10 protein-coding genes and 2 pseudogenes are annotated in these 12,814 nt (G+C 65.0%); 5 read left to right on the top strand and 7 right to left on the bottom strand.

Annotated elements, in window-relative coordinates:
* Window positions 1–103: 103 nt before the first annotated feature.
* Window positions 104–958, top strand: coding sequence for a mycofactocin-coupled SDR family oxidoreductase (locus tag VGH54_RS12075; RefSeq protein ID WP_331512232.1), 855 nt, complete (start codon window positions 104–106; stop codon window positions 956–958).
* A 93-nt stretch (window positions 959–1,051) separates the two neighbouring features.
* Here the strand turns inward: VGH54_RS12075 and VGH54_RS12080 are convergent.
* Both VGH54_RS12080 and VGH54_RS12085 read right to left on the bottom strand, forming a co-directional pair.
* Window positions 1,052–1,887, bottom strand: a pseudogene (locus VGH54_RS12080) (DUF1206 domain-containing protein).
* Window positions 1,888–2,079, bottom strand: coding sequence for a CsbD family protein (locus VGH54_RS12085; protein WP_331512233.1), 192 nt, complete (start codon window positions 2,077–2,079; stop codon window positions 1,888–1,890).
* Window positions 2,080–2,316: 237 nt separating this feature from the next.
* Here VGH54_RS12085 and VGH54_RS12090 point away from each other — a divergent pair, with 237 nt between their 5' ends.
* Complete coding sequence (locus VGH54_RS12090; protein WP_414688694.1) at window positions 2,317–4,998, top strand: adenylate/guanylate cyclase domain-containing protein; 2,682 nt, start codon at window positions 2,317–2,319, stop codon at window positions 4,996–4,998.
* Here VGH54_RS12090 and VGH54_RS12095 read toward each other — a convergent pair whose 3' ends face one another.
* From VGH54_RS12095 to VGH54_RS12105, 3 genes are read right to left on the bottom strand one after another with little or no spacing between them, the layout of a single operon-like run.
* Window positions 4,999–6,147: a DUF4185 domain-containing protein gene (locus tag VGH54_RS12095; protein ID WP_331512237.1), complete on the bottom strand. Its 1,149-nt coding sequence runs from the start codon at window positions 6,145–6,147 to the stop codon at window positions 4,999–5,001. It lies immediately after the preceding gene.
* A gap of 7 nt (window positions 6,148–6,154) precedes the next feature.
* A complete protein-coding gene (locus VGH54_RS12100; protein ID WP_331512238.1) occupies window positions 6,155–7,186 on the bottom strand; it encodes an aspartate-semialdehyde dehydrogenase in 1,032 nt (343 codons plus the stop codon).
* Complete coding sequence (locus VGH54_RS12105) at window positions 7,187–8,452, bottom strand: aspartate kinase (protein WP_331512239.1); 1,266 nt, start codon at window positions 8,450–8,452, stop codon at window positions 7,187–7,189. It abuts the gene before it with no gap.
* A 143-nt stretch (window positions 8,453–8,595) separates the two neighbouring features.
* On the opposite strand from VGH54_RS12105, the gene VGH54_RS12110 reads away from it, so the two are divergent.
* Both VGH54_RS12110 and leuA read left to right on the top strand, forming a co-directional pair.
* Entirely contained in the window at window positions 8,596–8,985 is a 390-nt protein-coding gene (locus VGH54_RS12110; protein WP_331512240.1) for a hypothetical protein, read from the top strand.
* Window positions 8,986–9,165: 180 nt separating this feature from the next.
* Entirely contained in the window at window positions 9,166–10,986 is a 1,821-nt protein-coding gene (leuA, locus tag VGH54_RS12115; protein WP_331512242.1) for a 2-isopropylmalate synthase, read from the top strand.
* Between the two features lie 3 nt (window positions 10,987–10,989).
* Here leuA and VGH54_RS12120 read toward each other — a convergent pair whose 3' ends face one another.
* Both VGH54_RS12120 and VGH54_RS12125 read right to left on the bottom strand, forming a co-directional pair.
* Entirely contained in the window at window positions 10,990–11,541 is a 552-nt protein-coding gene (locus tag VGH54_RS12120; RefSeq protein ID WP_331512243.1) for a hypothetical protein, read from the bottom strand.
* Between the two features lie 12 nt (window positions 11,542–11,553).
* Window positions 11,554–12,558 (bottom strand): DEDDh family exonuclease, encoded by a 1,005-nt coding sequence (locus VGH54_RS12125; RefSeq protein ID WP_331512245.1) that lies wholly within the window; start codon window positions 12,556–12,558, stop codon window positions 11,554–11,556.
* 73 nt (window positions 12,559–12,631) lie between these two features.
* Between VGH54_RS12125 and VGH54_RS12130 the strand changes: the two are divergent.
* Window positions 12,632–12,814: pseudogene (locus VGH54_RS12130) on the top strand (DUF1727 domain-containing protein); the annotation flags it as partial.

Genomic DNA, 12,814 nt, shown 5'->3' on the forward strand with positions numbered 1-12,814 from the left:
TACGCCTACGACCAGATCGACCAGACCCGTCCGGGACCCGGCGCCGCCTTGAAATAGTCGAGTGTCATGAATTTGGCTGCAAGAAAATAGAATTGAGCTTGTTATGGCTGGTCGAGTCAAAGGTAAGGTCGCGTTCATCACGGGGGCGGCGCGCGGTCAGGGCCGAGCACATGCGGTGCGATTGGCGCAAGAGGGCGCCGACATCATTGCCATCGACATCTGCGGACCGGTCGAAGGATTCTTGAACCCGCCGTCCACGCCGGAAGACTTGGCGGAGACGGCGGATCTGGTCAGGGGTTATAACCGCCGCATTGTCACCGCCGAAATCGACGTGCGTGACTACGACGCCCTCAAAGCCGCAGTGGACAGCGGGGTGGAGCAGTTGGGCCGACTGGACGTCATCGTGGCCAATGCCGGCATCAGCAGCGCCGGCAGCGACGACGGCGGAACGCTCGATAAAGTCAGCGAAAAGGACTGGCAGGACATGATCGATGTGAACCTGTCGGGCGTGTGGAAGACTGTGAAAGCCGGTGTGCCCCATATATTGTCGGGTGGTCAGGGCGGTTCGATTGTGTTGACGAGCTCGGTCAACGGGTTCAAGGCGTATAGCAATCTCCACCTCGGTCACTACGTGGCCGCCAAACACGGCGTCGTTGGCCTCATGCGGTCGTTCGCGGTCGAACTGGGTCAGCACATGATCAGGGTGAATTCGGTGCACCCCACGTTCGTGAACACTCCGATGGTGCTGAACGAGGGGCTTTACAGATTGGTGCGCCCCGACTTGGAGAATCCCGGCCCCGACGATTTGGCCCCGTTTTGTCAGACGTTCCACACGCTGCCGATCCCGTGGGTGGAGGCGCAGGACATCAGCAACGCGGTGCTGTTCCTCGCGTCCGACGAATCCCGCTACATCACCGGTGTCACACTGCCGATCGATGCAGGCCAATGCCTCAAGTAACACGGATGGCACGCCGGATCCGTCGATGTGCGAGGTAACAGGGAGTCTCCTGTGAGATTCGGCGGGGATGCCCGCCGCTGGTGAACTGAGCCGTCACATCCGCGAGTAACGGCTCAGGGCGAAGCTGTAGAGGCCGTAGGCGGCAAACCCGCTGCCCGCCAAGAGAATCAGCGCTGTGCCGAACGGAGCTTGCCGGAAGACTTTCACCGCACCGTCGAGACCCGTTGCCTTGGAAGGGTCGGCGCGAATGGAGGCGACGACTACCAACACGCCAGCGCAGGCTAAGACGATGCCTTCGGCTACATAGCCACAGATGCGCCCAACGCAGTCAGCGTCCACCCGGGCGACACAGTAAGGTCATTCAGGAACTTGCGCGATGCTCCCTTGAAGGCAAAGTAGCTGCCGATTGCGACGATGACAATGCCGACGATGATCAGGAGCGCCCTGCCCTGCGTGGACTGCATCAACCGGGCGCTGAGCCCAGCGTCCTGGGCGGCGCCGGACTTGCGCCTTCCGAGCGCGAACTGAACCGCGGTGACTGCGACCGCGGCATATACCACGGCGAGACCGAAAGCCTTGAGCCGGTTGACCACTCGAAAATCTTGCGGATCACGCCGGTGCTCCGCTGGGTGAAGGCCGATAGTCGTTTCCGCGAGCCGCCACAGCGTCAGGGGGACCAGCGCCGCCGCGACGGCCCACAACGTGGCGAAACCGCCGGTGGTGTCGGCGAGAGTTGCCAACGCGCCGGTCTGATCGGCGTTTGCCCTGTTCCCGAGTGCGATGCGGACGATGAGGTAGGCGATCAGCAGGTGAACGACCCCACTTATGACATACCCCGCGCGTGCCGCGATCCGTGCGCTGCGCTCAGAGGTCGCGCGTCGAACGACATCCGCAGGACTGATCGCCTCGGCTATCTCGAGGCCCGCCAGCTAAATCTGCCGACGGCGTCGGGGCCGGAATGCGTCTTTGACCTTTTCTCCGGCGTCCCTCAGATGAGCCAATCGCTGATCGGCCCTGCCCTCCGCCGCCAGCGCTGGATCGTTGGTCGCGCGGCCGGTTGCCACCTTGATCTTGCCGGCGACCTGCCGCACCTTGTTTCGGGCTTTGTCCGCGCCGCTCATTGTGTGTCCTTTATTCGATTCCAATAAGCCAAGGGGCGGCTACCCTTTTTGCTCCTCAGCCACGCGCTTCGGCTGGACTCCGTACAGAGGGCGTGAGTTAGGCGGTCGGGGACTACAGCTCTCAACCAGCGAGGCTCTGGTCCGTCGCACTGAACGCTGTCCCTGAACAAGAGGCACACGAAAGTCTGTAAAGCCAGCCGGGTTTGCTGGGTAGAAGTGGCCTTGCTGTGACATCCTGTGCGCGTGACCGCGGCGGCCGCGCCTTCTGGGGTGGTGACGTTCTTGTTCACCGATGTGGAGGGTTCGACCCGTCGGTGGGAATCCGATGCCGAGGCGATGCGGGCGGCGCTGGCGGCACACGATGCGGTATTGCGTACCGCGGTTAAGGCTCATGGTGGGTTTTTGTTCAAGCACACCGGCGACGGGGTGTGCGCCGGCTTCTCGTCACCAAAGGCCGCCGTTGATGCCGCCGTCGGAGCCCAGCGGAAGCTCGCGTTACCGGTCCGGATGGGGCTGGCGACCGGCGAGGCCGAACTGCGCGACGGCGACTACTTCGGTGCGGTTTTGAATCGGGCCGCACGTGTGATGGCCGCCGGTCATGGCGGGCAGATCCTGGTGGCCGATTCGACAGCGGGCCTACTGAGCGGGGTTGATCTGGTCGATCTGGGGCCACGACGATTGCGGGATTTGCCCACGCCGGTCGGGATGTTTCAGGTCCGAGCGCCGGGCCTGCGCACGGACTTTCCGTCGTTGCGGGCGCTGGATGCGGGTCCGGGGAATCTGCGCCCGGCGCCCACCAGCTTGATAGGACGCGAGTCCGAGACCGGCGAGGTACAAGCCGCGGTGAAGGCTCATCGGCTGGTCACACTGACCGGGGTGGGTGGGGTCGGCAAGACCCGGCTGGCGCTCGAAGTGGCGGGGCGGCTGGTCGACGAATTCCCAGACGGGGTGTGGTTTTTCGAGCTGGCCGCGGTAACCGATCCCACCGCGCTGCCCGACGCGGTGGCCGCGGTGCTGGGCATCACCCGGCAACCCGGCAAGAGCGTGGCCGAAAGCGTGGCCGCCGCGCTGGAGGGCAGGGTGCGGCTGTTGGTGTTCGACAACTGCGAACACCTCCTCGACGCCACCGCCGATCTGATCGAGGCCATCCTCGCAGCCTCGGCAACGACGAAGATTGTGGCCACCAGCCGCGAAGGACTTGGAATCTCCGATGAGCAGCTGTGGCCGGTGCCGTCGTTGAATGTCGGCGCAGGTGTCGACTCGGCGGCGGTGGCGTTGTTTGTCGAACGGGCGCAGAACGTTTCGCCGCGCTTCCAGGTAGGCGACGACAGCGAGGGGGCCGCGGTGGTGGAGATCTGCCGGCGCGTCGATGGGATCCCGCTGGCCATCGAACTGGCGGCCTCGCGGATGGCGACCATGACCGCCAGCGAGGTGCGCGATCGCCTCGATCAGCGATTCCGGCTGCTGGTCGGGTCGCGGCGTGGTCTGGCACGCCACCACACCCTGCGCCACGCCGTCGCTTGGTCCTACGACCTACTCGACGACACGGAAAAGGCACTGCTAGATCGGTGTTCGGTGTTCGCGGGTGGATTTGACCTGCAAAGTGCCTGTGCCGTAGCAGGATTCGCAGATGCCGATGACTTCGCCACCCTGGATCTGCTGGATAAGCTGGTACGCAAGTCGCTGCTGGCCGCCGACCGGTCGGCCGGGCGCAGCCGGTATTCGATGCTGGAAACGATCCGCCAGTTCGCCGAGGAACAACTCGTCGCCCGCGGTGAAGCATCCGAGATTCGAGGCGCCCACTCCCGCTACTTCGCCGGGCGGGAAGCCGACATCATGGCCCTGTGGGACAGCCCCCGACAACGCGAGGCCTACACGTGGTTCACCGCCGAATTGTCCAATCTGCGCACCGCATTCCGCTGGGCTGCCGATGAAGGCGATCTCGACAGCGCCGTGGCCCTCGCCTTCTACGCGACACTCCTCGGCACTATGGTCGAACAGTACGAGCCCGTTGGGTGGGCAGAGGAACTCATTGAATCTGCACGCAGGGTGAACCATCGGCGGCTTGCGCAGCTGTACGTGGTCGCCGCGGGGTGCTACGCGGCGGGACGGTTGGACGATGCCGTCGGCTATCTCGATATCAGCCGCCAGTTAACGCAGAGCGGAAGCTTCGACAAGATTCTCTATGAGTTGCAAAACTCGACCGGCGTCGTGTATAGCCATGCCGGTCAGAGCGATCGGTGGACTGAGTTGTGCCGCAGTGCAATCGAACAAGAGGAGGGTCCTCAAACTATCACCCGCGCATGCCTGGTTATGGCGTTCTACTTCTTAGGTGAAGGCGATGAAGCGAGGGCGGCATCGCAGGGCCTGCTCGCCGCCGCGGACGCCGCTGGCAGTCCGAGTACGGCCTGCTTCGCGCTGTTAGCGTACGGCCTCGCCTACCACGATGCTGATGCCGCCGCGGCTTATGACGCCCTTACCCAAGCCCTGACGATCGCTCGGGAGAGTGGCAATCGACAGATGGAATCGGCGTCAGCGTCAACGGTGTTGCTTGTTGCAGCTACCCACCGTGATCCCATCGAATGTTTCGAAACTCTGATGGTGTTAATCGGCCGCTATTACGACGTCGGCAATACGCCTCTCTTGCAGAACCCGCTGGCAATACTTGTCTCCCTATTGGACCGGCTCGGACACCACGAACAGGCCGCGATCATCAGCGGGTTCGCCGCAAGTGCCTTTACGCGTGCAAGTTATCCGCAACTCGTCCCGACGATCACCCACCTTCGTGATGTCCTCGGCGACAAGACCTACGAATCGCTGGCCGGCAAGGGTGAGACGATGACCACCGCCGAAATGGTGACGTACGCCTACGACCAAATCGACCAGGCGCGAGCAGAACTCGAGACCATGCAGAAGTAGCTACGGCTCCGACCAGGGTTTGAACGGGTTGACCGCGAACTGGATCACCCGATACGGCGCCCGCGCCCGCGGATCGCTGTTGTGCCATTGGCTGACGAACACCCGTAACTCGTCCAGCGTCGAACCCGGCGAGATGTAGCCGCCGTAGGGTTGGGCCAGCCGGTTGTCGTGCGGCGACGGCAGGCTTTCCGCGGGTTCGGGCCACTCGTCGTGCTGAACGACGGTGGTGACCGGCGCACTGCTCAGCGAGGTCGGGTCGTCAGCCACCCGCACTTCCATGTTGCCGGTGCTGGCGTTGAAATACGACAGCACCGGCTTGCCGTCGATCTGGGTGAAGCTGATCTCACCAATCTGATCGCCCCACAACGGTGTTGGCGTTCCACCCCAGCCACCGTCGACACCCGAAGCCCAGCCCTGCCACCGGGCGCGATCACCAAAATTTTCCGGCGCGACTCGGTAGAGCACCGCCGGCTGGCTGCGGTCGAAGTTGTCGGCGACGATGTAAACCCAGCCGGACGGCGACTCGGGCGTCGGTATCGGGTCGTAGTAGCCACTGATCTGCGATTGCCGGCCACCGGCGTAGTCGGCCTCTCGAACCGAACCCGGCACCGTCTGCCAAAGACCTTGTGCCGGATCGGCCTTCACCAACCGCGAGCTCTGCGGCACCAGGTCTTTGGTGGTGGTGACCAGCAAGTAGTTCTGCCGGTTGATCTGTACGACGCCGGCAGGAAGCTGCGAATCACCCGACGGCGTCGGGTCGGCCAGCAGCGGCTCGGTGACGCCGGTGACCCCGGTGTATTTCACTCCGTCGGGGTCGTCGACCGACGATGTGTCGACCCGCAACGCGATCGGCGAGTAGTAGCCGCCGAAGCCGACGCCCTGACCGGCGAAGCTGTCGCCACAGACCTGGACGACCTGCGTCGGAAATTCCATGAACACACACAAGTCGGTGGCCCCGATGCCGTAATCGCCGGTGGGCGTGCCGGTGCCCGCGCTCGGACCGATCCGAATCACTTCGCCGGGCGCCAGCGGCTGCAGCACCGGCTGCGGCGTCGGGGCGGGCGGGTCGGCGTGGGCGGCCGAAAACCCTTGGCAGGCAATCAGACCTGCGATCAGTGAGCAGCTCGCGATCCGGCGGGCAGCACTCACCCGCACGTCACAGTTCAGCGGCGAGGAGCTCGGCAATCTGAATAGTGTTCAGGGCAGCGCCCTTGCGCAGATTGTCGCCCGAGACGAACAGCGCCAACCCGCGTCCGTCGGGCACACCCGGGTCGCGCCGGATCCGTCCGACGAGGGACTCGTCGACACCGGCAGCGGCCAACGGGGTCGGCACGTCAACCAGCTTCACCCCTGGGGCGCCGTCGAGGATCTCGCGGGCGCGCTCGGGCGAAATTGGTTGGGCGAACTCGGCATTGATCGACAGCGAGTGCCCGGTGAACACCGGGACCCGCACGCAGGTGCCGCTGACCAGTAAATCTGGGATACTCAGGATTTTGCGACTTTCGCTGCGCAGCTTCTGGTCTTCGTCGGTTTCGCCGGAGTCGTCGTCGACCAGTTTGCCGGCCACCGGAACGACGTTGAACGCGATCGGCGCGACGTAGGCCTTCGGCTCCGGGAACTGCAGCGCGCTGCCGTCGTGCACCAGCTGTTCGGCGTCGTCGATGACGGCGCGAGCCTGGTCTGCAAGCTCGGCCACCCCGGCCAGTCCGGTGCCCGAAACAGCTTGGTAGCTCGAGACCACCAGGCGCACCAACTGAGCCTCGTCGTGCAGCACCTTGAGCACCGGCATCGCGACCATCGTCGTGCAGTTGGGGTTGGCGATGATTCCCTTAGGCCGGTTGCGGGCGTCGGCGAAGTTGACTTCGGAGACGACGAGCGGCACCTGGTCGTCCTTGCGCCAAGCCGACGAGTTGTCGATCACCGTCACCCCGGCCGTGGCGAACCGCGGCGCCTGGACTCGCGACATCGTCGCGCCGGCGGAGAACACCGCGATGTCCAGACCCGTAGGGTCGGCTGTCTCGGCGTCCTCGACTTCGATCTCCTGGCCGCGGAACGGCAGCTTGCGACCCTGCGAACGGGCCGATGCGAAAAACCGCACGCTGGTCGCCGGGAATTCGCGCTCGTCCAGCAGCCTGCGCATCACCTGGCCTACCTGGCCGGTGGCACCTACAACACCTATTGCGACCATCTAACGTCCTGTCCCCGCATACACCCGGGCCTCTTCGGCACCGCCGAGGCCGAATGCTTCGTGTAACGCGACAACGGCCTTATCTAGTTCAGTATCCCGGCACAGCACCGAGATCCGGATCTCCGACGTGGAGATCAGATCGATATTCACGCCCACTTGTGCCAGCGCCTCGCAGAACGTCGCGGTGACCCCGGGATGGCTGCGCATCCCGGCGCCGATCAGCGACACCTTGCCGATGTGATCGTCGTAAAGGACTTGGCTGAAGCCGATTTGATCTTTGAGTGAATCTAGCTTCTCCACCGCGGCCCGGCCGCTGTCGCGGGGGCAGGTGAAGGTGATGTCGGTCTTGCCGTTCTCGATCTTGGAGACGTTCTGCAGCACCATGTCGATGTTGACATCGGCATCGGCGACCGCGCGAAAGATCTTGGCGGCATAGCCCGGATGGTCGGGAATGCCGACGACGGTCACCTTGGCCTCGCTGCGGTCGTGTGCGACGCCGGTCAGAATGGGCTCTTCCATGGGTATGTCCTTGATCGATCCGGTGACGACGGTGCCCGGCCTGTCCGAGTACGACGAGCGCACATGCACCGGAATGTTGTAGCGGCGGGCGTATTCCACGCAGCGGAGCATCAGCACCTTGGCGCCGCACGCCGCCATTTCGAGCATTTCTTCGAAGGTCACGGTGTCCAGGCGGCGGGCGTTCGGGACAATCCGCGGGTCGGCGCTGAAGATGCCGTCCACGTCGGTGTAGATCTCGCAGACGTCAGCGTTCAGTGCTGCGGCCAGCGCCACCGCGGTGGTGTCCGAGCCGCCCCGGCCCAGCGTGGTGACGTCGCGGGTGTCCTGGCTCACTCCCTGGAATCCGGCGACCAGCACGATCCGCCCCTCGTCGAGCGCGGACTGCAGCCGCGCCGGGGTGACGTCGATGATCTTGGCCTTGCCGTGCGCGCCGGTGGTGATGACGCCGGCTTGCGAGCCGGTGAACGAGCGGGCCTGGGCGCCGAGCGATTCGATGGCCATCGCCACCAGCGCGTTGGCGATGCGCTCACCGGCGGTCAGCAGCATGTCCAGCTCCCGGGCGGGCGGGGCCGGGCACACCTGCTGAGCCAGATCCAGCAGGTTGTCGGTGGTGTCGCCCATCGCCGAAACCACCACTACCACGTCGTTGCCCTGCTTTTTGGTCTCGACGATGCGTTCGGCGACCCGGCGAATCCGTTCGGCGTCGGCCACCGAGGATCCGCCGTACTTCTGCACGACGAGCGCCACGTCGATCCTTTCCGGCCGTCTTCAGGTCGACAACAGAATACGTGGACTGACTCCGGTGACCTGCACCCACGGCGTCGCCGCAGTTGATATCCGGTGGTGGCCGGTGAATGCTCGGTGCAGCGGCGCCAAGAGAGGTGGAAGCGATGGCTAGTGGTAGCAAGGTGCTATGGGGTGAAGAACCCGACGAGCACGACTACCCGGCGGCGGCCGACTATCTCGCCCTGCTCGCGCCCGATGCCCAGATCAGCGAAATCGTTGCGGCGCTCAAGCAGGCCCCGATCGTGCACAAAAAAGCCAAGGACCTGCTGCGTGCCTCATGTCTGGCACTGCTGCCGATAGACAATCCACATGTGCAACGGGACCTGAAGAAGATCAAGAAGGGCACGGCTCTCTCGCCCATCCTGGCCGTGCGCGGCGAGCTCAACACCGGGGTGGCCATGCAGATCGCCGACGGCTACCACCGCGTCTGCGCCAGCTACTACACCGACGAGAACACCGATATCCCGGTGCGCATCGTCCCGGCGACCAAGTAGCCACCGTGGGTTACGGGCAACCCCTCAGGCGCGGTAAAGTACTGGGCGTGCAGCGGGTGCTCCTTCTCGGACGCCGCGACGGGGCCTGATCCAGACCGGCTTCCTGTCGCGGGTGTTCGCGATGCGCCGGTCTAAGACTTTCGAGGCAAGCCAGCCTCCTCATTCCCCGGAGCAATCACCGTGACTAGCTATTCCCCACCGTCGGACGAATCCCCCGACGCCTTCAACTCCAGTCGGAGCATCAACAAACCGGCCGGCCCGCCCCGTGACGGCCAACCCGCGTGGAACACCCAACGCGGATCGTCGATGCCGGTCAGCCGCTACCGTTCATTCGCCAACGAGGTCGAGCCGATCCGGCTGGCCGACCGCACCTGGCCCGATCGCGTCATCGACAAAGCACCGCTGTGGTGCGCGGTCGACCTGCGTGATGGCAACCAGGCATTGATCGACCCGATGAGCCCGGCACGCAAGCGCCGCATGTTCGACCTGCTGGTGCGCATGGGCTACAAGGAGATCGAAGTCGGCTTCCCGTCGGCCAGCCAGACCGACTTCGACTTCGTTCGCGAAATCATCACCGACGGCGCGATTCCCGACGACGTGACCATCCAGGTGCTGACCCAGTGCCGGCCCGAGCTGATCGAACGGACCTTCCAAGCCTGCGAGGGTGTGCACCGGGCGATCGTGCACTTCTACAACTCGACCTCAATTCTGCAGCGCCGCGTGGTGTTTCGAGCCGACCGTGCTGCCGTGCAGGTGATCGCCACCGACGGTGCCCGCAAGTGCGTCGAGGAGGCCGCCAAATACCCTGGCACGCAATGGCGTTTCGAGTACTCGCCGGAGTCCTACACCGGCACCGAACTCGACTACGCCAAGCAGGTCTGCGACGCGGTCGGCGACATCATCCAGCCGACGCCGGACAACCCGATCATCTTCAATCTGCCGGCCACCGTCGAGATGGCGACGCCGAACGTCTACGCCGACTCGATCGAGTGGATGAGCCGCAACCTGGCCCGGCGCGACTCCGTCATCCTGAGCCTGCACCCGCACAATGACCGCGGAACTGCCGTCGCCGCAGCCGAATTGGGCTATCAGGCCGGAGCTGACCGAATCGAGGGCTGTCTGTTCGGCAACGGTGAGCGGACCGGCAACGTCTGCCTGGTGACGCTGGGGCTGAACCAGTTCTCCCGCGGCGTCGACCCGCAGATCGACTTCTCCAACATCGACGAGATCCGTCGCACCGTCGAGTACTGCAATCAGCTGCCGGTACCCGAACGTCACCCCTACGGCGGCGATCTGGTGTACACCGCGTTCTCCGGCAGCCACCAGGACGCCATCAACAAGGGCCTGGACGCGATGAAGGTTGCCGCGGACGCCGCCGACTCCGACGTCGACGACATGCTCTGGCAGGTGCCGTATCTGCCGATCGACCCGCGCGATGTCGGGCGCACCTATGAGGCCGTGATCCGGGTCAACTCGCAGTCCGGCAAGGGCGGCGTGGCCTACATAATGAAAGCCGACCACGGCCTGGCGCTGCCGCGGCGACTGCAGATCGAGTTCTCCGGAGTGATCCAGAAAATCACCGACGGAGAAGGCGGCGAGGTCACCTCGAAGGAGATGTGGGACGCCTTCACCGACGAGTACATCGCGCCGGTGCGGCCGCTGGAACGGATGAAGCAGCGCGTCGACGCGTCCGAAGAAGACCACGGCGTCACCAGGATCACGGCGACGGTGAAGGTCGACGGCGTCGAGACCGAGATCAGCGGCTCAGGCAACGGACCGCTCGCCGCGTTTGTCGACGCGCTGGCAACCATCGACTTCGACGTGGCCGTGCTGGACTACTCCGAGCATGCGATGAGCGGCGGAGAGGACGCGCAAGCCGCGGCGTATGTCGAGGCCTCGATCAGCGGTAAAACGGTTTGGGGTGTCGGTATCGCGCCGTCGATCACCACAGCATCGCTGCGTGCCGTGGTGTCGGCAGTGAACCGAGCCGCAAGCAATTAGGCGTCAAGCCGAGACCTTGGCCAGCAGCATCCCGGCCAGGGTCTGGGCTTGCACGCAGCTGCCGGCGCCCACGATCAGATAGATCCAGCCTTTGAGCACGTCGACGGTTGCGGGCGGAGCCACGAAGCAGAACGCCTGATCACCCAGGCCCGAGACGTTCTGTACGTGACCGGCGGACTGCTTGTTGACCACGAACCCCTGGGCCTGCGAGTCGAGGCACTGCTTGTCGACCGGCTTGCCGTCGATGCAGTACTCGTTGTTCCAGTAGAGCTTGTAGCTGACGTCGTTGCCCGCGGTCGGAATGGATGTGCATTGGGCTTCACTCGGGGACTGGCTGCCCTGGGCCTCCGGATACGCGCTGCCCATCACCCGACTGATGTCTTCTGCGCTGAGCAGGCTGCAGAAGTTCTCCGGAACGTGCACACCGGCCGCCTTCGGCGCTGAGCTGCCGTCGTGGGAGCACCCGCACGCCGCCGCCAAGCCCACAGCCACCGCCACACACAAGTCGACACAGCGCTTGACCGGACTCGCGGAACGGGATTCGGCAGTGGGCATAGTCCGATGTAATCAGAAAAGAGCGAACTGCTCGCCCGCGTGCGCCGCGTCGACGATGTCGTCGACGCCCGTTCCGTTGGCCACCGCGCTGACGTGATCCATGAACGTCGCGTCCGACACCAACGGCACACCGAGCTCGTGAGCCAGGCGCCCGTTGCCCCGCGCCGGACGGTGTTCGTTGCAGATCACCAGCGAAGTCTCCCGGTCGACCGCGTCGGCGTAGGCCAACCCGGCATGCAGGATCCGCTCGACCAGCTCCTCGTGAGTCCGCTCGACCTCGGCCGCCAGCGCGACCCGCATACCTTGCACCAGCGGTCCGCCGCCGGCGTAAGGACCGGGGTTGAGGTACGGGCAGCGCATCCGGGAGGCCAGCACCTTTAGCGGCCTCAGCTCGTCATGGGTGACCTTGCCGCTGGGCCAACGCCGGCGGGTGACCGGTCGCACGGGCAGCCAGACGTCGCGTTCCCGGGCCCGCTGCAGCGCGGCCGCCAGCACATTGGTCAGCACGACCGCATCGTCGAAGGCGTCGTGCGCCCGCCGCTGCGTCACACCCCAGTGCGCCGCCAAAGTCTCCAACCTCAGGTTGTCGGTGCCCAGTTCCAGCCGGCGGGCCAGCTCCACCGTGCACATGACGCTGTCGATCGGCAGCTCCACGCCGGCCAGCTCGGCCTCGGCAGTCAGGAAGCCGTAGTCGAAGGCCACGTTGTGCGCGACCAGCGTGCGCCCGCGCACGAGCTCGACGACATCGCCGACGATCTCGTTGAACTGCGGCTGATCCTCGAGCATCTCGGCGGTCAGCCCGTGAATGTGGGTCGGACCGGGATCCACGCCCGGATTGAGCAGGCTCACCACGGACTGCTCGACGTGCCCTTCGGCATCGAGTGCGAGCACTGCAAGGCTGATGACGCGGGCGCTGCCCGGCCGGAAGCCGGAGGTCTCGACGTCGATGACGGCCCAACCCGCGTGGGGCTCAGTTAACGGCCGACCCCAGGGCACCGTGGTCGAAGTGTCCCGCATGAATGGAGGATTTCACGTCGAGCCGACATCACTGGGTCGCTGCGCCTCGTGTCGTGCGGATAACCTTTCTCGCGTGATCACCGCCCGAGGACGACTCGCCCTGGCCGCCGGAGCCGGCGCGCGATGGGCATCCCGGGTGACTGGCCGGGGGGCCGGTGCGATGATCGGCGGCTTGGTGGCGATGACCCTGGATCGCTCGATTCTGCGTCAGCTCGGGACCGGTCGGCGCACCGTCGTCGTCACCGGCACCAACGGC

The sequence above is a fragment of the Mycobacterium sp. genome (assembly GCF_036488105.1).
Lineage (GTDB): Bacteria > Actinomycetota > Actinomycetes > Mycobacteriales > Mycobacteriaceae > Mycobacterium.

Coding starts and splice junctions, on each gene's coding strand:
- VGH54_RS12110 (WP_331512240.1), top strand. CDS start 8,596: ATGGCTAGTGGTAGCAAGGTGCTATGGGGTGAAGAACCCGACGAGCAC.
- VGH54_RS12085 (WP_331512233.1), bottom strand. CDS start 2,079: ATGAGCGGCGCGGACAAAGCCCGAAACAAGGTGCGGCAGGTCGCCGGC.
- VGH54_RS12125 (WP_331512245.1), bottom strand. CDS start 12,558: ATGCGGGACACTTCGACCACGGTGCCCTGGGGTCGGCCGTTAACTGAG.
- VGH54_RS12075 (WP_331512232.1), top strand. CDS start 104: ATGGCTGGTCGAGTCAAAGGTAAGGTCGCGTTCATCACGGGGGCGGCG.
- VGH54_RS12120 (WP_331512243.1), bottom strand. CDS start 11,541: ATGCCCACTGCCGAATCCCGTTCCGCGAGTCCGGTCAAGCGCTGTGTC.
- VGH54_RS12100 (WP_331512238.1), bottom strand. CDS start 7,186: ATGGTCGCAATAGGTGTTGTAGGTGCCACCGGCCAGGTAGGCCAGGTG.